This is a genomic window from Bacteroidota bacterium, assembly GCA_016722565.1.
Lineage (GTDB): Bacteria > Bacteroidota > Bacteroidia > 2-12-FULL-35-15 > 2-12-FULL-35-15 > 2-12-FULL-35-15.
Map to the genome: position 1 here is coordinate 422,242 of JADKIU010000002.1, position 23,389 is coordinate 445,630.

The 23,389-nt window shown below is 37.8% G+C and carries 12 protein-coding genes and 1 pseudogene; 10 read left to right on the forward strand and 3 right to left on the reverse strand.

Annotation, left to right across the window (positions count from 1 at the left end; genetic code table 11):
* Positions 1–17: 17 nt before the first annotated feature.
* Positions 18–1,277: a competence/damage-inducible protein A gene (locus IPP64_07205; GenBank protein MBL0329193.1), complete on the forward strand. Its 1,260-nt coding sequence runs from the start codon at positions 18–20 to the stop codon at positions 1,275–1,277.
* Positions 1,278–1,351: 74 nt separating this feature from the next.
* Positions 1,352–3,322 carry a response regulator gene (locus IPP64_07210; protein MBL0329194.1) on the forward strand — a complete coding sequence of 657 codons (1,971 nt, stop codon included), beginning with the start codon at positions 1,352–1,354 and terminating at the stop codon, positions 3,320–3,322.
* On the opposite strand, the pseudogene IPP64_07215 reads toward IPP64_07210, so the two are convergent.
* Positions 3,319–6,576 (reverse strand): annotated as a pseudogene (locus tag IPP64_07215) (PD40 domain-containing protein). The gene IPP64_07210 and the pseudogene IPP64_07215 sit on opposite strands and share 4 nt — an antisense overlap.
* A gap of 373 nt (positions 6,577–6,949) precedes the next feature.
* Here IPP64_07215 and IPP64_07220 point away from each other — a divergent pair.
* The 7 genes from IPP64_07220 to IPP64_07250 all read left to right on the forward strand — a co-directional run bounded on the left by IPP64_07220 (position 6,950) and on the right by IPP64_07250 (position 19,162).
* Complete coding sequence (locus IPP64_07220) at positions 6,950–7,660, forward strand: hypothetical protein (GenBank protein ID MBL0329195.1); 711 nt, start codon at positions 6,950–6,952, stop codon at positions 7,658–7,660.
* A gap of 26 nt (positions 7,661–7,686) precedes the next feature.
* On the forward strand, positions 7,687–12,840 hold the full coding sequence (locus tag IPP64_07225; protein MBL0329196.1) for a gliding motility-associated C-terminal domain-containing protein: 5,154 nt from the start codon (positions 7,687–7,689) through the stop codon (positions 12,838–12,840).
* A 107-nt stretch (positions 12,841–12,947) separates the two neighbouring features.
* Positions 12,948–14,843 (forward strand): gliding motility-associated C-terminal domain-containing protein, encoded by a 1,896-nt coding sequence (locus IPP64_07230; GenBank protein ID MBL0329197.1) that lies wholly within the window; start codon positions 12,948–12,950, stop codon positions 14,841–14,843.
* A gap of 17 nt (positions 14,844–14,860) precedes the next feature.
* The gene (locus tag IPP64_07235) at positions 14,861–16,300 is read left to right on the forward strand and encodes a type IX secretion system membrane protein PorP/SprF (GenBank protein ID MBL0329198.1); all 1,440 of its coding nucleotides are present in this window, start codon (positions 14,861–14,863) and stop codon (positions 16,298–16,300) included.
* 241 nt (positions 16,301–16,541) lie between these two features.
* Positions 16,542–16,796: a type B 50S ribosomal protein L31 gene (locus IPP64_07240; protein MBL0329199.1), complete on the forward strand. Its 255-nt coding sequence runs from the start codon at positions 16,542–16,544 to the stop codon at positions 16,794–16,796.
* Between the two features lie 232 nt (positions 16,797–17,028).
* Positions 17,029–18,240 carry an ADP-forming succinate--CoA ligase subunit beta gene (gene sucC / locus IPP64_07245; GenBank protein ID MBL0329200.1) on the forward strand — a complete coding sequence of 404 codons (1,212 nt, stop codon included), beginning with the start codon at positions 17,029–17,031 and terminating at the stop codon, positions 18,238–18,240.
* 76 nt (positions 18,241–18,316) lie between these two features.
* The gene (locus tag IPP64_07250) at positions 18,317–19,162 is read left to right on the forward strand and encodes an outer membrane beta-barrel protein (protein ID MBL0329201.1); all 846 of its coding nucleotides are present in this window, start codon (positions 18,317–18,319) and stop codon (positions 19,160–19,162) included.
* Between the two features lie 75 nt (positions 19,163–19,237).
* Here IPP64_07250 and IPP64_07255 read toward each other — a convergent pair whose 3' ends face one another.
* Entirely contained in the window at positions 19,238–21,394 is a 2,157-nt protein-coding gene (locus IPP64_07255; protein ID MBL0329202.1) for a T9SS type A sorting domain-containing protein, read from the reverse strand.
* A 335-nt stretch (positions 21,395–21,729) separates the two neighbouring features.
* Here IPP64_07255 and IPP64_07260 point away from each other — a divergent pair, with 335 nt between their 5' ends.
* Positions 21,730–22,890 (forward strand): SpoIIE family protein phosphatase, encoded by a 1,161-nt coding sequence (locus IPP64_07260; protein ID MBL0329203.1) that lies wholly within the window; start codon positions 21,730–21,732, stop codon positions 22,888–22,890.
* Between the two features lie 60 nt (positions 22,891–22,950).
* Here the strand turns inward: IPP64_07260 and IPP64_07265 are convergent, their stop codons facing one another.
* On the reverse strand, positions 22,951–23,358 hold the full coding sequence (locus tag IPP64_07265; GenBank protein ID MBL0329204.1) for a hypothetical protein: 408 nt from the start codon (positions 23,356–23,358) through the stop codon (positions 22,951–22,953).
* Between the last annotated feature and the right edge of the window lie 31 nt (positions 23,359–23,389).

The window sequence follows — 23,389 nt, forward strand, 5'->3', positions numbered from 1 at the left end:
TACGAGTGTTAAAATAAATGGACGAAGTAGAAATTATAACCATCGGTGACGAAATTTTAATCGGTCAAATTGTTGACACCAATTCAGCATTTATTGCTCAGTTGTTAAACATGAACGGAATGAGTGTCAAACAGATTTCATCTGTTTCGGATGATCGTGAGCACATTTTAAAAGCATTGGATGAAGCAAAGAGTCGTGCGGATATTATTTTGATTACAGGCGGATTGGGGCCTACTAAAGACGATATTACTAAAAAGACCTTATGCGAATATTTTAATACAACCATGCGATTTGATGAAGGTGCTTACCAAGATGTGGTAAATATTTTCGCAACTTATGGTAAAGAAGTGACACCGATTAATCGGTTGCAAGCGGAAGTTCCTGCAATTTGTGAGGTTATTCACAACTACAATGGAACGGCACCGTGCATGTGGTTTGATGTGGATAATAAAATATTCGTTTCAATGCCTGGAGTTCCTTATGAGATGAAAGCTCTTATGAGAGATCAGGTGGTGCCTAAGTTAAAAGAGCGGTTTCAATTTCCATCCATTTATCATAAAACCATTTTAACACAAGGAATAGGGGAGTCGGCATTGTCAGAGTTGATTTCTGATTGGGAGGATAGTTTAGCTGCTGTAAATATTAAATTGGCCTACTTACCATCACCAGGAATGGTACGTTTGCGTTTAAGCACAAAGGGGAAAGATGAGCAGATTTTAGTAAAAAATGTTGATCAAAAAATAGAAGCAGTTAAACCAATTATTTCTGAATACATCTATGGCTATGAAGTGTATGGTGAAGATCGTGAAAGTTTGGAGATGATGGTTGGAAAGTTGCTGCGCGACAAAAAGAAAACAATTTCTACAGCCGAAAGTTGCACGGGTGGGTACATATCTCATTTATTGACAAAAGTAGCGGGCAGTTCCGAATATTACATCGGCTCGGTGATATCATATGCTTACGAGATAAAAGAAACAGAGTTGGGCGTTCCTCATGACATTATTCTAAAACATGGAGCTGTTTCCCAGCCAGTGGTGGAACAAATGGCAAAAGCTATTCGTGAAAAATATCAAACCGATTATGCCATTTCTGCATCTGGCATTGCAGGTCCGGGTGGTGGAACAGAAGAAAAACCCGTTGGTACAGTTTGGGTGGCGATTGCAACTCCAACTAAAATAATTTCAGAAAAGTTTTTGTTCGGAGCAAACCGTGAGCGTAATATTCAAAAAACTGCGAATGCGGCATTGAATTTATTGAAGAAGGAGTTAGAAGGGTAGGTTTTAATTTAGTTTCCAAATCAACAAATTTCCATTTTCATGTACGATTTGATAATACATCTGTTGGCTATTTCATGAGCGATTCGAAAAAAATAAATGAACTCTTAGCGAAAATTGAAAAATTGGAGCAGGAAAATGCTATGCTCAAAAGAGATTTTTCTGCTGTGGCTAAAGGAAATACGGTAAATGTTCCAGAAGGAATTAAGCCCCTGTTTGACGAAGCTCAAAAGATTGTTGGAGACTATTTTCGGAATTTAAAAATGGATCCTACGCATGGAACAATCGAAATTAATGATCAACGTTATGTATTGGTGAGGGCTTCCGCTTTGTCAAATGATTTTTTGCATACGATTCAAAAATTGTACTCTGACAGAGGAGAAAAAGAAGCGATTTCAATTGGGAAAAATTTCCTGTTTGATATTGCCCATGTAATCGGGATGAATGATGCAAGAAACTTTCACCAGAAAATGAATTTGGTGGAGCCTATTGAAAAATTATCTGCTGGACCGGTTCATTTTGCTTATTCCGGTTGGGCATTTGTAGATATTCTTCCTGAAAGTTCCCCTACACCGGATGAAAATTATTATTTAATCTATCAACATCCCTTTTCTTTTGAAGCAGATTCATGGATTCGTTCTGGCAAAAAATCAGAAACACCGGTATGCGTAATGAATTCAGGTTATTCATCCGGTTGGTGTGAAGAAAGTTTTGGAATGCCGCTTACTGCTGTTGAGGTAACTTGTAAAGCAAAAGGAGATGAACATTGCACATTTATTATGTCGCCTCCTCATAAAATTCAGGAGCACGTCAATCGCTTTGCTGCAGATTCAAAATATATTAATAGAAAAATTACGTATGACATTCCTACTTTTTTTGAACGAAAAAAAGTAGAAGAGGAGATGCGAAACGCAAGAAAAAAAGCGGAGGAATCGGATAAAGCGAAAACGGAGTTTTTAGCAAACATGAGCCACGAAATTCGGACTCCCATGAATGCAATTATCGGATATGTTGATTTGATGTTAAAGGATAATGTTTCAGTTGAGCATAGAGATTATCTGGAGACCTTGAAAGATAGCGGAAAGCTATTATTGAATTTAATTAATGATATCTTAGATGTTTCCAAGATTGAAGCAGGACAATTAGTTATTGAACAATCGGCAACTTCCTTGTCTGAAATTCTAGATAATAAAGAATTATTGCTAAAAAACTTAATAATAAAATCCGGTAATGAAATTAAGATTGAAAAAAACATCGATGAATCAATCGCAGATGAGGTATTTCTTGACTCTTCTCGTTTGCAGCAAATTCTAAATAATTTATTGAGTAACGCAGTAAAATTTACAAATAATGGAAGTGTACACTTTGGTGTTGTTTTAAAAGATTCTGAAACCTTAGAATTCTATGTAAAGGATTCCGGAATTGGGATAAACAAAAATGATCACATAAAAATTTTTGAAATGTTCGGACAAGCGGATGCATCTTCAACACGTGAACATGGCGGAAGTGGATTGGGCTTGACGATTTCAAAAAAATTAATTGAGTTGATGGGAGGGAAAATCTGGGTAGAATCAACAAAAGGAAAAGGTTCTAATTTCTATTTTACGCTTCCTTACAGACCTTTAGCAACAACGAATGAGATAAAATCAAAATCAGTAAAGAAACAAATAGTTGTAAAAGATAAATTGTTGTTAGTAGAAGATAATTTGATTAATCAACGATTGACAAAGTTGATTTTAGAAAAGGCAGGATATGAAGTGCTGACAGCAAACAATGGGCAGGAAGCAGTCGACTATTATAGGAAAGATGGCTCCATTAAATTAATTATCATGGATATTCAAATGCCCGTGCTGGATGGTTTGGCAGCAACACAAGTGATCCGTTTTCATGAGGCAGAACAAAAGCTAAAAAAAACACCCATCATTGCACTTACAGCACATGCAATGAAGGGTGATAAAGAAAAGTGTTTGGAAGCTGGTTGTGATAATTATTTATCAAAACCGATTATGTTGGATGTATTGGTAAATACTATTAAGAAGTATATTTAATCCCCAAACTCACAACCACCCATAAAACTATTCGTTTCTTCGTGCCAAGGGAAGTTATTGTTTGACTTTAAATTCTCCCAATAAAATTTACCACGTTTTACATCATAGTTTCCAATTTGATTCATGGTTTCTGCATCAAACAATCGTCCATTTACCATTACATATTTTATGGATTCTGTGTTGCGAATGTTTTCTAATGGGTTTTTATCCATAACAATTAAATCGGCCAACTTTCCGATTTCTAAAGATCCGATTTGATCTCCCATACCAATATAATCAGCTCCATTTTGTGTTGCACATCTGATTGCTTGCAAAGGTGTTAATCATCCCATTTGCAGCATCCAAAGCTCCCAATGAGCACCAATACCTTGTATTTGTCCGTGTGAGCCCATATTTACTTTCACACCTGCATCTGTTAATTTTTTACAGGATTTGGAAACTTGAATGAACCCGGCTTCATATTCTGTGTCAGGAATCATGGTACGGTGACGAGAACGGGAATCAATAATGCTACGCGGGAAGAAATTTAGCAAGCGTTTGTTTTCCCAAACGTTTGTTTTTTGATACCAATAATTTTCTCCATTAATTCCACCGTAAACAACAATTAGAGTAGGAGTGTAGCCGGTTTTACTTGCACTCCAAAGTTTAACAACATCATTGCTTAAATCTGCAACCGGAATGTTGTGTTCGATTCCGGTATGACCATCTAAAATTTCACTCATGTTGTGAAAGAAAGTGGATCCTCCTTCAGGAACAACCATGATGTTTAAATCACGCGCTGCTTGAATCACTTGTTGGCGTTGTTCTCTGCGTGGTTGGTTATAACTTTTCACAGAAAACGCACCAAATGCTTTTGTTCTTGCAATGGCTGAACGTGCATCATCTAAACTATTAATTACGGCTTTAAAATCTCCTTCAGCTCCATATAAAATAGTTCCGGTTGAATAAACTCTCGGTCCAACCATATAACCAGCTTTCACCATTTCTGATTGTGAAAAGCACATTTCGGAAACAGAAGAAGGATCATGAGTTGTTGTAACACCGAATGCAACGTTTGCAAAATAGCTCCATTGCTTTTGTGGGCTAGGTCCTAAACGCCAAGTGCTTAGATGCGAATGCACATCAACCATTCCAGGCATAATTGTTTTTCCTTTGCAGTCGATTGTTTTTGCATCTGCAGGGATTTTTATTTCAGCTGCATTGCCAATCGCTTCAATTTTATTTTCATTAACAATGATGGTTCCGTTTTCAATTATCTCATCTCCTTTCATGGTGATGATGCGTGCATTTGTAAAAACAACCTTGCCTTTTGGTTTGTCCATAGGCAATTCAAGATTGATTTTAATTCCAACAGAATCCATTGGCGCTATTTTTTCTGGCGATCCTTCCATAAAAGTGAAACGATCTTTGAGTGTGTTTGTAAAATATTCATCACTGTATGTCCAATGAATTTTTTTACTGTCTTTACTCCAATGAATATTTAATCCAGCATCTTTTGCAATTTGAGTAACAGGAACTGATCCCATGTTTGCACTTAATTCTAAAGGCTTTCCGGTTTTCGGAAATGCAGCAACGTATGCTTTGAATAGTTCAATAAAAGCTACCCAGTTTCCATCTGGACTCACCGCAATAGAGGTTGCATATTTGGATGTGAAGTGTGTGCGAATATCTTTTCCATCAATAGCAATACTTTTATAGGTTTTATCTTCCCCTTCAAAAGACTGAAATAAAATTCGGTCGCTGCCAATAAATTGCGGATCAAATCCATCTTTTGAAAGCAGCTTAGGAACAGCACCTACTTTGTTTTCAATCAAATAAATTCCAGGATTCACACAAAATGTAAAGCCCATATGATCGTTTCCATCTTCTTTCTGATAGACAATATATTTTCCATCAGCAGAAAAACGGGGAGTTCTATAAATTCCTTTTTCTGAAGTGATTTTAATTGCTTTTTTATCCGCTACATTCATTTTGTAGATCGCTCCCATGTTGTCGTCATTCCATGTGGTGTAGACAATTTCATTTGATATCGAAGAGAATGAAGGTTCAAATTCAAGATCCGTCCCAGAGCTTAATCTGCTGGGTGTTCCAGATGGCAGATCTTTTTTCCATAAAAACCCGACAGAATTGAAAACCAAGATCTTTTCATCAGGTGATGTGGTTGCATTGCGAATAACTTTTACATTAAATTTTTCAGGAGCAACTTCTTGTCGGAATTTCAAAGCATCTATTATTTTATGTTTTGAAATTGCATTGAATGGAATTTCGATTGCTGTAGATTTTGTGATATCTACATTCATAATTTTACCATTTGCCCAAACGATAATGTGTGAAGCATCTAACCAATTAAATCCGGGATAAACACCGAAAATGGCCCAAGCTTCTTGCTGATCTTTACTTAGTTTATCATATACTGGCCATTCTTCACCCGTTTCCAAATTTCTTAGGTATAATACAGATGCTTCATGAACTCTTCTTACAAAGGCTAATGTTTTCCCATCTTTTGAAATTTGTGGACGACAAGCTCCGCCTGGTCCACCGGTAATGACATCCGTTTCTCCGGTTAATCTGTCGAAACGTTTGATGACATAAATTTGGGAGTTGGGGTCTTTGTTATATTGAAAAAATCCACCCGGATACATGTCTTCACTAAAATAGACATACTTACCATCGGCAGAAGTGCATGGCTCACCTGCATCTTGTTGTGCATTTTTCTTTTTTGTCAATTGAATTCCTTCACCACCGGAAACGTGGTACATCCACATTTCACCAGCGCCCATTGAACGAGTAGAAGAGAAGTGTTTTCTGGCAATGAGGTATTGGCCATCCGGAGTCCAAACTGCATTGTTTAATAGTCGGAAGTTCTCAGTAGTTACTTGTTTTGCATTGGTACCATCCAAATTCATTGTCCAGATGTTATCACCTCCACCGGCATCACTGGTAAAGGATATTTTCTTTCCATCCGGACTAAATCTCGGTTGCACCTCATAGGGGAATCCATTTCGGAGTACTTTCGCTTCACCACCTGCTATTGGAAGCAAATAGATATCACCAAGCAAATCAAAAACGATGTTTTTCCCATCCGGACTAACATCTAAGCTCATCCATGTACCTTCAGTGGTAGAAAATTCTAAATCTTTGTAGGTGCCTTTGGGATTAGAAACATCCCATTTCTTCTCCTTTTCTTTATCGTTTTGTGCTGAAATGTTGGTGCAAAAAGATAGTGCAGCAACAATTAATAGGTGCTTTTTCATAGATTTTGTAATTAAGCGACTAATTAAGCAATAAAAAATGAGAAAAAATAGAAAAAAGGATGAACGGTTGTTTTTCTACTTTTTAACCAAATCAATGGTTATAGCGCATTTTTTTTGCCATCTAATTTTTAGTTATTAATGAGGAATAAAAGATGTTTTGGGATTTTAGAGGTAAATAACCATGATTTGTCGGCAAAAATAGATGTTTGGTGTGCTACGGGCATCTGTCGACTCCTAATATTAACAATATATTGCTAAAATCTTCATGCAACCTTTTGTTTGTATTTGTGCGTCATTATACTATATTTATCGAAAACTAATGAATCACTACTCTAAACTCTAAATTTTTATTAATTTTTTTAATTAAAAAATTATGACAAAAACAGCTCTCTCTAAACTAAAACTAACCGTTGCCATGGTGGTGCTCTCGTTGGGCATTTCTTTTACGGCAACTGCATCTCACGTACAAGGTGGTAATATCACCTACAGGTGCTTGGCTGGAAATCAATTTGAAGTAACATTGGCGCTCTATCGAGATTGTGCCGGAGTTGCGGCTCCAACCTCCGTTTCAATTAACAGGCGATCTGTTAGTTGTGGAATCAACGCAAATTTTGTGCTTAATGCGGTACCCGGTACTGGAATTGAAGTAACACCGGTTTGTCCGACTTCAGCGACCCAATGTACTGGTGGATCTTTGCCGGGTGTACAAGAATATATTTATAAAGGTATTGTTACGTTGCCTCCTTGTTCAGACTGGGTTTTATCTTATTCTTTATGTTGCAGAAATGCTTCTATTGGTACCATTGTTTCCCCGTCTGCTCAAAACATGTACATCGAGGCGACATTGAACAATTTAGCATTCCCTTGTAATGATTCACCAACCTTTACAAATCGTCCGGTTCCTTTTGTTTGCGTTGGTCAACCATATTGTTTTAATAATGGTTCTATTGATCCTGATGGCGATTCATTGTCTTATACATTAATTCCACCTCGTCATACTGCAACGGTAAATGTTACTTATTTACCAGGATTTTCTGCTACTCAGCCGTTAACATCTGCACCCCATGTACCTTTAACCCATTAACAGGTGACATGTGTGTAACTCCTACAATGATTCAAGTTTCTGTATTTACAGTTTTAGTAAAAGAGTGGAGAGGTGGTATTTTAGTTGGTAGTGTTATGCGTGATGTTCAAATTAGAACAATTGCTTGTACAAACAATAATCCATACTTAAATGGAATAAATAATACAGGTGTTTATACTTTAAATGCTTGCTTGGGAGCTCCAATCACTTTCAACATCCCTTCTTTTGATGTGAATGCTTCTCAGAATGTTGTATTGACATGGAATGCAGGTATTGCAGGTGCAACCTTTAACCCTGGTACTGGATCTCGTCCTACTGGTGTTTTTACTTGGACACCAACCCTTGCAGATGTAGGAAGTGTTCCACATTGCTTCACGGTAACCGTTACTGACAATAATTGTCCTTTGTTTGGTAGTCAGACGTTCTCTTTTTGTATAACGGTCGGTGGATTTACGGCTACGGGGGCTTCCGTCAATGCGATATGCACTAGTCCAAATGGTTCAGCAACAGTAACACCAACAGGTGGCGTTCTGCCTTTGACCTACAGTTGGGCTCCTTCAGGTGGAACTGCGCCAACAGCAACCGGTTTAACTCCTGGAACCTATACCTGTACAATAACAGATGCTACAGGATGTACACGAACAGTTCCTGTTACAGTTGGTTCGACACCAGGTGGAGTAGCGTCTATCAGTTCATTTGCGAATGTAACTTGTAATGGTGCAGCCAATGGTACTGCAACAGTAACAATGGGCGGTGCAGTGACTCCTGCATTTACGTATGCTTGGACTCCCTCTGGAGGAACAGCAGCAACAGCAACAAATTTAGGACCTGGAACATATACCGTAGTTGTAACCGATGCTAATGGATGTACAGCTACAACAACACAAGCGATTACCCAACCTGCACCTTTAACTGTTACTCCAACATTTATTAATGTGAGTTGTTTTGGTGGAAGTACAGGTACTGCCACAGCTACCCCTGCAGGTGGAACCGGTCCATACACTTATTTATGGATGCCTGGAGCTTTCACAACACCTTCGATTAGTTCGTTATCAGTTGGATCTTACACGGTTACTGTTACTGATTCAAGAGGATGTACTGTAACAGGTACAGCAAATATTACTCAACCACCAGCATTGTCTATAACTGCAACACCTACCAGTGCCAACTGTGGATTGCCAAATGGATCTGCATCAGTTGTTGGAGCGGGTGGTTTTGCACCTTATTCTTGGTCTTGGTCAAATGGACAAACTGGTCCAGCTGCTTCAGGATTACTTGCTGGTACTTATACAGTTACGATTACTGACTTAAACCTTTGCACCACATCGGTTCCTGTTACAATTGGTACCATTGCCGGTCCAACGGCCTCAATCATTTCTTCAACCAATGTTGCTTGTTTCGGAGGAAATACCGGAAATGCAACCATAGGAGTAACCGGAGGAACAGCCCCATTTACTTATTTATGGAGCAATGGACAAACAACCCCAACCGCAAACAATTTAGTGGCAGGTATTTATTCTGTAACGGCTACTGATGCTGCAGGTTGTGTTGCATCAACAAGCATTACTATCACACAGCCGACTGTTTTAGTGGCCAATGCCGTTAGTTCCAATCCAATTTGTTTTGGAAATACAAATGGTACTGCCACAGCAAGTGCTGTGGGTGGAACAACTCCTTACTCTTATGTATGGACAACACCTGGTAGTCCGACTACTTCAACCGTATCTGGACTTGGTGCTGGAACGTACAGTGTTACAGTTACAGATGCCTATGGATGTATTCAAAATGCGTCAGTAACCTTAGTAAATCCACCTGCATTAACAACAGCAATTACTTCAGTAAATGTTACTTGTAATGCTGCATGTAATGGAACGGCTACGGCTACTGTTAGCAGTGGTACTCCTCCATATACTTATTTATGGAACAACCCGGCAGCACAAACAACGGCTACTGCAACAGGATTGTGTGCTGGAAGTTTTACAGTAACCGTTGCTGATGCAAATGGTTGTCCTTCACAAGGAGTAGCTTTAATTACTCAACCAACCCCTTTAACAAATGTACTTTCATCATCAGGCAATTTAACTTGCTTTGGTGTTTGTACTGGATTTGCACAAGTTACTGCAGGAGGTGGAACCGCTCCATACACTTATAGCTGGTCGCCAAGTGGAGGAACAACGGCAACTGCTTCTAGTTTGTGTGCAGGTTCTTATACTTGTACCGTAACTGATGCAAGAGGTTGTACTGCAACTGTTAGCGCAACGATTACACAGCCTGCTCAATTGGTAGCAACAGTAACAGGTACCAATATTAACTGTTTTGGTTCTTGTGATGGAACCGGTGTAATTAATTTTACCGGTGGTACCGCTCCATATTCATTCTTATGGACACCAAGTATGCAAACGATATTCAATCCTAGTAATTTATGTCCTGGTGTTAATTCAGCTACTATTACTGATGCAAATGGATGTGCGGTAACAGGAAGTGTTACATTAACCCAAGCCTTTACTCCGGTAGTTGTAACAACCACACCAACAAATTCAAACTGTGGGCAATCCAACGGTGGTGCTTGCGCTACAGTTAGTGGTGGTTTGCCACCATATTCATATATATGGAATGATTTAGCTGTAACAATGGCTCCATGTATGGATTCCGTTCCAGCCGGCACGTATTTATTAGATGTTACTGATGCAAATGGTTGTTTGGTTACATCAACGGTTAACGTGAATGATATTCTTGCTCCAACTGTTGTGATTACATCACATACAGATTTATTGTGCTATGGATTAACCAATGGAGCAGCTACGACTTCAATTACGGTTGGGGGAACACCTTACGCTGTTTTATGGACACCAGGCGGTCAAGTAAATCCGAATCCAACGAATTTAGCCGGTGGAGTAAACACGATTACTGTTACTGATGCTGCGGGATGTATTTCGTCTCAATCCGTTACAATTTTAGAACCACCTCCAATTAATCATGCGATTTCAAGTATCACGAACGTAAGTTGTTTTGGAGCATGTAATGGAACAGCAACCGTTGTAGCGGCTGGTGGAACAGGGGCTTTGACTTTCCAATGGAATGACCCAGCTTCTCAAACAACTGGAACAGCCTCTGGATTATGTGCTGGAACATATGAAGTGATAACTACGGATGCCAATGGTTGTATGGTTGTCGATTCAGCATTGATCATTTCTCAACCTGGAACCTTAGCGATTACATCAAGTACAGCAACAAATATTACTTGTTTTGGTGATAATGATGGAAGTATTACAACCACAGTAACAGGTGGAACACCATTTTATTTATTTGCTTGGACACCAAGTGGTGGTTCAGCTCCAGTAGCGAATGCATTGGCTCCGGGAACATACACACTTACTGTGACCGATCAAAACGGATGTACTACCAATCAAAACTGGACAATAACTCAACCGACATTATTGACCGATACATCTTCGTTTGTTCCTAGTACTTGTGGACAAGCGAATGCAACTGCATTAGTAACTCCAGCAGGAGGTTCTCCGGGATATGTGTATCAATGGAATGACCCTGCTTTACAAACAACACAAACAGCTACAGGTTTATTGGCTGGTACATATAGTGTAATTGTTACAGATACACATGGTTGTACAACCACGCAAAGTTATACTATCAACGATTTGGCTGGTCCAGTGATTGATACAGTTACTTCAACTCCTGTATTATGTTTTGGTGGCAGTACAGGTACAGCAACTGTAACAACAGTAGCCGGAACAGGCACGTTGCCACTTTCATATGATTGGAATCCGGGTTCTCAGATTAATCCTGTTGCAACCTCTTTAACACAAGGTACATATAGTGTTATTGTTACTGATGATAATGGATGTTCTGCAACAGGTGTAGTTGTTGTAAATGAACCACCTTTATTAGAATTATTTGTTAGCACAACGGATACAATTTGCTATGGTGACACCACTCAAGTGTATGCTACTGCTTCGGGTGGAAGTCCGGCATACAGTTACTTCTGGGTTGGTGCTTCCGGATCAGGTTTTTCTGGTGGTGGACCTCACATGGTAATGCCAACAACAACTACGATGTATACTGCGTTGGTTTTAGATGCAAACGGTTGTAGTGCCGGTCCGCTTGATATGTTTGTTGTTGTTAAACCTCCTTTAACAGTTATAGCAAGCGATACTTCTGTTTGTGATGGAGATGCTGCAACAATTTATGCTACAGGTGGTGGCGGTAATAGTGGTCCTTATACGTATTCTTGGGACAATGGGGCGCTTACACAATCACAAATTGTTACACCACCAAGCGGTTCTGTTACCACAAATTATATTGTAACAGTTTCTGATGGTTGTTCTGCACCTGTGTCAGATACATCAACTGTAACAATTAATCCAGGTTCTATCGGATTATTGCAAGGTTTGCCAACAAGTGGTTGTGAACCATTAACTGTTGCATTTACCGGAGCAAGTAATAATGGTGTTACGTATTTATGGGATTTTGGTGATGGAAACACCGCAACAGGGGCGAATCCAACAAATATCTATATGAATTCGGGTACTTACGATGTTGAATTAACAATTATCACTGCATTTGGATGTGAAACAATCATAGATAGTTTAGCTTATATTAACGTATATCCTGGACCGACTGCTGATTTTATTGCATCTCCAAATCCAGCATCATCCTTATCACCACTCGTAACGTTTACAGATATTTCTACTGTGGCGTCCGAAATAACGAATTGGGCTTGGGATTTTGGTGATTTGCTAAGCACTACTGATGTTTCTTCATTACAACATCCTACTTACACATATCAGGGTGCAGGTTACAATACAGTTACATTGATCGTAACTAACCAATATGGTTGTATTGATACCACTCAGCAAGTAATTCAAATTATTGATGATTTTGTGTTCTTTGCACCAAATGCATTTACACCTGATGAAGATGGTGTGAATGATATCTTCTTACCACAAGGAATCGGTTATGATATTAACACATTCAATATGATGATTTTTGATCGTTGGGGAAATATGATTTATTCAACGGATGATTATAACAAAGGATGGGATGGAAGAGCAAATGGTGGAGCAGAAGTTGCTCAAATCGATGTATATGTTTGGAAAGTGAGTTTAAAAGATAATCAAGGAAAACCACATAAATACATTGGTCATGTTACTATTGTAAAATAATAGCGTACTATAGGAAGAATCCCCTGAGGCAACTCCGGGGATTTTTCTTTTTACAAGAAGTAAAAATACCTTAACTTCGTGCAATTATTATTGACTGCTAAAACGGTATGAAACAAATTACATTTAGCTTTTTATTGATTTCCATTTTTACTTTTTCAACAGCGAAAGTAAATGCTCAATCTGTAGGTGGGACAACCTCCGGAGCGGCTACGTATTGCTCAACAACAAACTCAGGTTTTGTTAGTGTTGCAGGGTATGTTGGAACAATTTTAAATTGGCAATCCTCTACAGATGGCGGTGCAACGTGGAGCTCTATTCCGAATACAACGCCCAATCAAACTTATTTTAATTTAGCACAAACGACCTGTTATCAGGCGGTAGTTCAAAATGGTGTATTTCCCCCTGATACTTCAACAACTGTATGTATTACAATTTATCCCGAATCCGTTGGAGGAACAATCAGTGGTGGCGGAACATATTGTGCTGGATCAGGGCCTGGAACATTAACATTATCCGGCTATAATGGAAATATTCTGTATTGGCAATCTTCAACAGACGGAGGTTCAACTTGGACAACCATACCAAACACAACACCCACCGAAAGTTATTTAAACATTACGACTAGTACTTTGTATTGGGCAGTGGTACAAAACGGAGCAATGTGTCCAATGGATACTTCTTCTCAAGTTTCTTTTGTGATAGATCCAGCTACTGTTGCTGGAAGTGTTTCCGGGGCGGCAAGTGTATGTTCAACAGGGAATAGTGGTACCTTAATTTTGTCAGGATATACTGGAACCATTTTAGGGTGGTCGTATTCTACCACTGGTGGTGCAACCTGGATTCCTATTGCGAATACAACCAATTCACAATCCTACTTAAATTTAACAACAACTACTTGGTATCATGCAATTGTTCAAAGTGGGAGTTGCCCAGCCGATTCAACAGCTGATGTTATTATAACAGTAAGCCCACCAGCCGTTGCTGGAACCATTACTGGAGGTGGTGTGTTTTGCGGTGTCCCAGCAACAGGCACACTTACATTATCAGGTTATTCAGGAACTATTACAGGGTGGATTTCATCCACTACAGGTGGGGCGAGTTGGACACCTATTGCCAATACAACCAACACGGAAAATTATACTGCCTTACCTGTTACAACTTGGTATACGGCTATTGTTCAAAGTGGCGGCTGTCCTGCAGATACAGCGAATATCGAAATCGTGGATGTGGCTCCTAATACTGTTGCAGGTACAATTTCACCGAGCGCTACTGTTTGTTCCGGAACCAATTTAGATTCTGTAATCTTATCAGGAAATATTGGAAGCGTTTTGGGTTGGTTATCTTCAACAGATGGTGGTTTAACTTGGTTGCCTGTCGCAAACACAACAACTACGCTTATTTATAGCGGACTAACTGTAAATACAACCTACACAGCTATTGTGCAAAGTGGTTCATGTTCCATTGATACTGCAGCATCAGCAACAATTTCAATCTTACCTCCATTTCCTGTTTTTGCCGGAAACGATACCAGCATTAACGTGGGACAAACTTTGGTGCTAAGCGGAACAGGAAGCGGAACGCCAATATGGACTCCTGGAGCAACCTTGAGCGGTACGACAGTGTATTCACCAACTGCAACTCCATTAACTACCACAACCTATGTATTGACAGTAACTGACATAAATGGTTGTGTGAATTCGGATGCCATTACCGTAACGGTTATTCAACCATCATTCAATGGAATGGTTTCTAATTTATTCACTCCAAACGGAGATGGTGTAAATGATAATTGGTATGTAGAAGGGATTTTAAATTTCCCGGAGAATGAAGTATTTGTTTACAATATTTACGGAAACCAAGTCTATTCTAAAAAATCGTATACAAACGATTGGCAGGGAACATACAATGGTTCCGAATTACCGGATGGTACCTATTTTTACGTAATTCGTTTGGATAGCCCATCACGCGTTATTAAAGGTTCAGTTGATATTTTAAGAAAATAAAATTAGTGGTAGTAGAGATGAAAAAAATAAATTTAATACTAACGTCCTTCTTGTTTGCTTCGCTTTCTTATGCGCAGCAGATAGGGATGTATAGTCATTATTTTTATAAGCCGATGGTTTATAATCCGGCATATGCGGGAGCCAGTGATGCAACAAATGTAATGTTTGTTAGCCGTGCGCAATGGTCAGATTTTAGTGGAGCTCCACAATTAAATATTGCAACAATGGATGGTAGTTTGATGGATAAAAAAATCGGATTGGGTGCAATGTTGGTGAGTGATAGAAAAGGAATTACAAATAGAATCGGTGGAGACTTATCTTATTCCTACCGTTTGACAATCAACGATGATATGCATCTTCGCTTTGGGATTTCATTGGGAGTAGTTGACCATTCGGTGGATTATTCGAAAGCGTTGGTGGAAACAGCAAATGACCCGACATTATTTACAAATGAACAGCACAAAACTGTTTTTAACGGGAATGCAGGTTTTCTTTTTGTATGGAAAGGGTTGGATTTTGGAGTTGCTGTTCCTCAAATAATTGGCAACAAAGTCAATTATGTCGATACCAGTAATGTTCGCGGTTTTTACACACAAGCCCGTCATTACATGGGTTCTTTAAAATACACCTTTGACATCAATAAAGAAAAAGGTCTATCTGTCACACCGCAAGGATTAGTTCGGTTTGTGCCCAATGCACCATTCCAATACGATGGGAATGTGACATTTGATTGGAAAGACAAATTTTGGGTAGGAGCAACTTATAAAAGTGATTATGCCGTAGGTGCAAATGTTGGTTTTTGTATTCACAAACAATTGTATGTAGGTTATTCCTATGATTTTATTATAGGAGATATCGGAGAATATTCTGGAATGGCGCATGAGTTGATGCTGAATTTTAAGTTTGGAAAAAACAAAAAAGAAGAAGTAAAAGAAGACAAAACACTTGAAAATGCAGCGTATGTTAAACGCATGGATAGTCTTGAAACAGAATTAAGAGAAAGTCAAGCCAAATTGCAAGCATTAAGTGATCGCTTGGATCAACAGTTAAAGCAACAACCGCAACCGCCAGTAAACAATCAAACAGGAACTGACACTCCGAATAATGAGAATCAAAACGCTCAAATGGGGGAGAAAAGTGAAAATAAAGTTGTTGAAAATGGTGTTTTGATTGTGACCAACAAAAAAGATGAATTTAAGGATGAAGACGGATATAAACCAACGATTGGTTTTTATGTGGTAATCGGAACCTATTTTTATAGAGATTTGGCAGAGGCAGAAACAAAACGCTTTATAGCCAAAGGCTATCAAACAGCTGATTGGGTTTACTCTGGACCGAGTAGTTTCAATTATATTTTTATGTTTAAATGTACAACCAAGGAAGAAGCGCTTGAGAAGCTGAAAATTGCACGTGATGCCGGTGTGAAGGATGCTTGGATTCAGAAATTAATTGAATAATTAATCCAACGAATTGCAGGTTACCCAGTATTTGTAACCAACAAGGGCCATTTCCCACTTTTTAAGATTTTTGAGGTCGCGGTTGTAATATTTTGGCAAAACAGCTTTGTTAAAGCGGGCTAAAAGCTTAAAAGTAACTTTTTCATGTCGCCAAAGGTAGTTAATTTAAAATTTCTCAAAAAAAATTGCAGATTTAATACAAATACCTATATTTGCAGTCCGAAATAAAAAAACAATAAAAATGAAAGCAGGAATACACCCAGAAAACTACCGTTTTGTAGTATTTAAGGATTTGAGTAATGATTACTCTTTTTTAACAAAATCATGTGTTGAAACAAAAGAGACCATTAAATGGGAAGACGGAAATGAGTATCCGGTTGTAAAATTGGAGATTTCTCACATGTCACACCCGTTCTATACAGGAAAAGTGAAATTGGTAGATACAGCTGGACGTGTTGATAAATTCAGAACACGTTACAAAAAAGCTGAGAAATAATATTTTCAAGGTTTTGTACCTAAAGATCCCTCATCATGCAAATGATGGGGGATTTTTGTTTTAACTACTTCATAATGCTTGTTCTTAAAAAACAGAAGATTTAAGCGTAAGAATATGTAATAGAATATTAATTTTCGAGAAAAGTGTTCCTAAAATGTGAATAAAACAAATTTGATATTCATCAATAAAAAACATACTTTTGAAGCTATTAAAATCTTAAAACCATTATCGTATGAACATACATGAATATCAAGGAAAAGCTGTTTTAAAAGGCTTTGGAGTTGCAATACAAGAAGGTATTGTGGCAGAAACACCTGAACAAGCGGTTGAAGCTGCAAAAGAACTGCAAAAAACAACCGGTACTGGATGGTGGGTTGTGAAATCTCAAATTCATGCTGGTGGTCGCGGAAAAGGTAAAATTGCAGGAACCGAACAACGTGGTGTGGCTTTAGCGAAATCTTTAGATGACGTAAAAACAATTTCTAAAAATATTTTAGGAAATAACCTTATTACCCTTCAAACAGGTGAAAAAGGTAAAAAAGTAAGCAAGGTTTTGATTGCTCAGGATGTTTATTATCCAGGAGAAACACCTACAAAAGAATTTTATGTGAGTGTGCTTTTAGATCGTTCAAAAGGCAGAAATACAATCATGTATTCCACAGAAGGTGGAATGGATATTGAAACCGTTGCACACGATACTCCTCATTTGATTTTTAAAGAAGAAATTGATCCTAAAGTTGGTTTGCGTGATTTTCAATGCCGCAAAGTTGCTTTTAACCTAGGTTTAAGTGGTGAAGCGTTCAAACAAATGACAAAATTTATTGCTGCGCTTTACAAGGCTTATGAAGCAACAGATTCTTCCATGTTTGAAATCAATCCTGTTTTAAAAACATCTGACAATAAAATTATTGCGGTTGATTCAAAAGTATCATTGGATGGAAATTCACTTTTTCGTCACCCTGATTTACTTGCATTGCGTGATAAAACGGAAGAAGATCCAACCGAAGTAGAAGCAGGTGAGCACGACTTAAACTACGTAAAACTGGATGGTAACGTTGGTTGTATGGTAAATGGTGCTGGCTTAGCAATGGCAACAATGGATATTATCAAATTGTCCGGTGGAGATCCTGCTAACTTCTTAGATGTTGGAGGTACCGCAAACGCAGCACGTGTTGAACAAGCATTCCGTATAATCTTAAAAGATCCGAATGTGAAAGCAATTCTTGTAAATATTTTTGGTGGGATTGTTCGTTGCGACAGAGTTGCTCAAGGAATTGTGGATGCGTATAAAAATATGGGTAACATTAATGTGCCAATCATCATTCGTTTGCAAGGAACAAATGCTGTTGAAGCAAAGAAAATTATTGACGACTCCGGCTTAAAAGTATATTCTGCGATTGCTTTGCAAGAGGCAGCAGACTTAGTAAAAAAAGTATTAAGCTAAGCTCTTATCTATTGAAACCTGTTAAAGGGGATTCCTTTGGAATCCCCTTTTTTATTTATAATTCAAAACAAAAAACATGAAAGCAAAAATTACTTTACTTAAGATCTTTATCCTATTGTCAATAACAGCAACTGCACAAATAGAAAAAAATAAAGAACTGAGCTTTACCTTCGGACCGGCTTCAACGAAAATTAAGAATAAAAACATTTCAGAAGATAAGTACAAAGACATTAATGATAAAAATGGTTTTAACATTAACTTATTGCTTAGTAAATATAAAAGACGAGTTGGAATAGGAATGGGATTAGGGTATTCAACCTATAATCAAGAAATTTATCAAAAAGGATTATTTGAAAGTTTCAGTCAAAAAGATCGCGATGGGAATCTTTATGATAGTTGGATCGCATCAGATATTACGTATACGAATAAGTTAAGTTATTTAGATATTCCAATCACTTTGCACTTACTTTTAGGGAATTCAAATCGCTTTTATGGCTTTTTTGATATTGGAATTGTGAATCAAATTCAAATTGGTGGGAATTACACAATGAAAGGCAGTATTGAAAATATGGGAAGATACGAAACAGGGAATCCCTATTTTTTCACGTTGTCTCAAAATAATCCTTATTACTCCTATAAAGCAGACCTTTATGATGTAAGAAAAGAAGATATGTATGAAACTTATTCGCTGTCCGGTCATATTTCCTTAGGGTTGGCTGCAGCAATGACTGATAATTTAAACCTTAAAATTCAACCATACGCGAATTTTGGTTTCTCTGATATAACAGCGAAGGAATTAAGAGATATACCTTATGAAGATGTTTTTGGTAGAAAAAGCGACTATCAAAAGACAAAATTATTGGCCATCGGAATAAATGTTGGTTTTGCTTATAACATTGGGAATGTAAAGGTGCAAAACTAAAACGGATTGTTCTTTTTATGCAAAAGCCCTGAAATAAAAATTTCAGGGCTTTTACATTTAAGTAGTTTCTTCTTATTAATTCTTGATAATCTTTTTATGTACAATTTGTTTATCAGTAATAATCTCCAATAAATAAATTCCTTGCGGAGCTGTATTTAAATTAATTGATTTCGTGAACTTACCACTGAAACCTGTTGTCTCTTCTAAGTAGATAACTTGTCCAGCCACATTCATTATTCTTAAACTCAACTCACTACTCATTTTGTCTTCAAAAACGATGTTCACACTATTGCTTGTTGGGTTCGGAAATACACCCAATTGGTATTCGTAGTATTCATTGATACTAAAAGGGAATTCAATTGTGTTGATTGCAGTGTTGGTGACAATTGGCGAATTGAAATCAAAATAAATATAAGCAGTGTTTGTAATTTGATCACCTGGACTTAATCCGGACACAGGAGCGATGGAATAACGAACATATCCATGACTTTCTGCTTCATTGCTTGTGCTGTCTGATAAGAAAATATTACTAAAATTAAATTTCAAAACATTTCCTGGCAATAATAGAACAGTCATTGGATGACTACTTGAAATAATTTTCAAGGTTGTAATGTCTACATCCACATCCAGTGTATCCAAGATATAGATATTGATAGCCGGTGCAGTTCCTGTATTTTGGAAGTTAACAGTATAGTCGAGTTCCGGAGTATTCGCAGGAATATAACCGTTCACACCTGTTCCTTTGGGTGATACTTCTTTGTTGTTAGGATCGTAGGAATTACCGACAATAAAATGCCCATTATAAGTATTGTTGGTTGTATCTGCATCACCAGTAATAGGAAGTACAATTAACGTAATGTCAACAATGTCGCCAATAGTAGCCGTGCTGGATGTCGTATAATTTATTCCATAAGTCATATACGCATAATAAGGTAAAGCAGTGATGTCTGCAATTGACCATTTTAAAGTATCACCTGTTGGTGCAGGGATAACAGTTGTTGGAGGCGTTGCAGACGCAAATGGTCCTGTATAAGTTATTAAAGGGTCTAATATCAGTATCATTTCTCCGGGTATTGGTGCGCCAGAACAATCAGGTCCAATTGAGCTAACAGAGGGGTAGAGATAGTGTGATGCGCCAGGGAAAAATGCAATTCCAGAAACTCCAATCCAAGTGGAGGCGAGGTCAAATACACCACAATCAACAGCAAAGTTCTCAGTAGTAATAATGGATGGGGATACCGTTGTTAAGTGTGCAACACTTGTGGGACAGGTTACCGGCAAACTAGGTGAAGAAACAACTTCTATCGTATATGTTCCAGGAAATACATCAAAATAGTAGTATCCAAAAGGATCAGTCCAAGCATAATCAACAAATGTTCCTCCCGAACTTAGTTTCAATTGAGCGAGCGGAATAAGATTTTCCAATGTATCTAAACTGCAGTTCGAATTCATGTCAGCAAAAACATGACCGGTAAGTGTACCACAGGTATCAATATTTACCCAAATGCTATCTGTTACATTGCAAGTAGAATCGCGAACGTAGTTTAAAGTATACCAACCTTCATTCAGCATAGATACAGATGAAATTGTTGGACTTTCGAGTGAAGAAGCAAAACCGTTTGGTCCGGTCCAATTGTAATTACCTAAACCAAAATGGTTCGTTGCCAATAGTTGTAACGTACCATTTACGCATAATGGAGAATTGTTGTATGCATTTGTAACACAGGTTTCTTCACAAGAAACTGTTCCTGTGCTGGTAGAATCGAAATTAAACGAAACGTTGGCTGGAAGATTCGAAAAATTGGTAATCATTAAAATGTAATAATTGCCAGCGGTACCGGCAACATTTACTTGCTCTGTGTAGGAAGTTGAATAACTACAATCCAGTGCTGTTCCTGTTAAACCTCCTGAACAAGGAGTTGTGGGAGAAGAAAAAGGACCCCAACAAACAAAATCAACGTCAACACCAACGCCTGCTGTATCCAATTGAGAAATATTAATGACAATACTACCGGATGAGTCTACTTTAAAATAAAACCAAGCAGGGTTTAGCTGGGAACCTAAACAGCCATAATTAGGTCCAACTTCTGCTGGAATACTTCCGTAGCTTGAAGGATATGTATTCACAGTTCCATTGCAGATTGGAGTTGAGGTATTACAGGTTGCTGCTGTTTGCGAGTATGAAAGGCTTATTTGGCAAACAAGAAACAGGAGAAGTAGATTTTTTTTCATGTCTAGTTAATTTTCTATTAACTAGGATGTTCAGATTCTGCAATAAGTTGCATCTGTTGGTAAGTTTTAATGGCATATTTTTATAATTACGCTGTTTTTTTCAATTTCATAAAATTATCCTACATTTGTCCCAATCAATACAAAAATGTCAATAGCACTTTACATCACCTCTTTATTATTCATTCCGATGGTCATTACCATGGGAATGCGCTATTGCTTCACTCAAACGCGATTAAATCGCATTCCCGTTAACAGATAATTTCTCTGTCGCTTCCTAGAAGCAAATCTCTTTTTTAGTTTTTAATTCAGGCATTTTGCCTTTTATACTTTTTATTATGTCACTCGTAACTGATGCTATATTAGCAAAGCTCAACAGCTTAATCGTTGTTGTTAACCACCATGGAAAAATTGAATATGTAAGTCCTTCTGCAAAACGAATTTTAGGTTTTGAACCGGAACAGCTCATGGGTGAAGGATGGTGGAACCTAACACGTATTGATGAGTTGGAGCGTGCTGACATCAAAGCGTTAACATTTCAGCAATTAAAACAAGATTCCTTGCAAGAGTCTGTGCCCTACGAGCGATTACTAAAAACAGCCACCGGTGGCGATAAATGGATTTTGTGGAATACTTCTAAAGGTTCGGCTAATACGCTCGTTGGCATTGGTCATGATATAACCGACAGAAAAATAGCGGAACAAAAATTAATAGAGAAACACAAAGAACTCGAGCAACACAATAAAGATATTGTTGATAGTATTCAATATGCCAGTCGCATTCAAGAAGCAATTTTGCCGGATGTTAACAGAATAAAAAATGCGTTTGATGATGCATTTGTTTTGTATCAACCAAAGGATGTGGTAAGTGGCGACTATTATTTTTGTTATCAAAAGGGAAGCAAAACCTTTTTAGCAGTTGTTGATTGCACGGGTCATGGTGTTCCTGGAGCTTTGATGAGCTTTATTGCGAACGGAATTCTTAAAGAAGTAATTATCAAAAAAGGGATAGAAGAACCTTCTGAAATTTTATATGCGTTGGATGATGAATTATTTGCTGCCTTAAACAAACAAAATAGCGAAAGTATTACCAACGATGGGATGGATGTGGCCTTGGCTGTTTTTGATTCTGAAAAGAATACGGTGAATTATTCAGGAGCGTTTCGGCCGATGTTATTGTTGCGTGATAATGAATTAATAGAGTTTGAGCCCAATCGTTATCCAATTGGATTTTATGGTGATGTTGAAAAACTATTTGTATCAAGGAAATTAGAACTACAAAAAGGAGATTTGTTCTATTTTTTTACAGATGGCTATTGTGATCAATTTGGAGGTGAGTTGAAGAAGAAATTCAATCGAAAACGTTTCAAAGAGTTATTGCTTTCTTTACACAGTATGGAAATGGCAGAGCAGCGGTCGTTTTTGCAATATGCGTTGTTGAATTGGCGACAAGACGAACCTCAAATGGATGATGTTTGTATTGTAGGTGTTAAAATATAATAGAATAATGTAACACGTATTGATACAATAAAAATCGTGTGCAAAAAATTGCACACGGTTTTATTTCGCTTTCATTTTGTTTCCTTTGGCTTCGTGTGTTAACTCTGCCATTCCTAATTTTTCCATTAATGGGGGGATGTACATTCCAAAACGACCACGAAGTCCTTTTTTCAAACCATACCATCCTTTTACAGGATTCTTTTCAGATCGTCCCCAGGCTTCAACAGTTCCTTCTTTTGCAGGTTTTTGTTCGTCTGCACTTCCTAATTCCATCCAGTCGCCATGTTTTTTTAACATAATGTGTAGATCATTGAGGCAACGAATATCATAATGCAAAACTGTTTTGCCAACTGTACAGACTAAAATTTCCTTTCCATCCTTTTCATCCACATGCATGGTGTATTCTGAAGATAAAGGTGGTGTTTTTAACTTCATAGGATTTTCTTTCGTTCCGATTTTAGTTTTCATGGGATATAACGTATTAAAAAAATAAGTAGAA

Excerpts from the sequence above, each read along its gene's own strand:
- IPP64_07205 (MBL0329193.1), top strand. The coding sequence starts at position 18 with ATGGACGAAGTAGAAATTATAACCATCGGTGACGAAATTTTAATCGGT.
- IPP64_07210 (MBL0329194.1), top strand. The coding sequence starts at position 1,352 with ATGAGCGATTCGAAAAAAATAAATGAACTCTTAGCGAAAATTGAAAAA.
- IPP64_07220 (MBL0329195.1), top strand. The coding sequence starts at position 6,950 with ATGACAAAAACAGCTCTCTCTAAACTAAAACTAACCGTTGCCATGGTG.
- IPP64_07225 (MBL0329196.1), top strand. The coding sequence starts at position 7,687 with ATGATTCAAGTTTCTGTATTTACAGTTTTAGTAAAAGAGTGGAGAGGT.
- IPP64_07230 (MBL0329197.1), top strand. The coding sequence starts at position 12,948 with ATGAAACAAATTACATTTAGCTTTTTATTGATTTCCATTTTTACTTTT.
- IPP64_07235 (MBL0329198.1), top strand. The coding sequence starts at position 14,861 with ATGAAAAAAATAAATTTAATACTAACGTCCTTCTTGTTTGCTTCGCTT.
- IPP64_07240 (MBL0329199.1), top strand. The coding sequence starts at position 16,542 with ATGAAAGCAGGAATACACCCAGAAAACTACCGTTTTGTAGTATTTAAG.
- sucC (MBL0329200.1), top strand. The coding sequence starts at position 17,029 with ATGAACATACATGAATATCAAGGAAAAGCTGTTTTAAAAGGCTTTGGA.
- IPP64_07250 (MBL0329201.1), top strand. The coding sequence starts at position 18,317 with ATGAAAGCAAAAATTACTTTACTTAAGATCTTTATCCTATTGTCAATA.
- IPP64_07255 (MBL0329202.1), bottom strand. The coding sequence starts at position 21,394 with ATGAAAAAAAATCTACTTCTCCTGTTTCTTGTTTGCCAAATAAGCCTT.
- IPP64_07260 (MBL0329203.1), top strand. The coding sequence starts at position 21,730 with ATGTCACTCGTAACTGATGCTATATTAGCAAAGCTCAACAGCTTAATC.
- IPP64_07265 (MBL0329204.1), bottom strand. The coding sequence starts at position 23,358 with ATGAAAACTAAAATCGGAACGAAAGAAAATCCTATGAAGTTAAAAACA.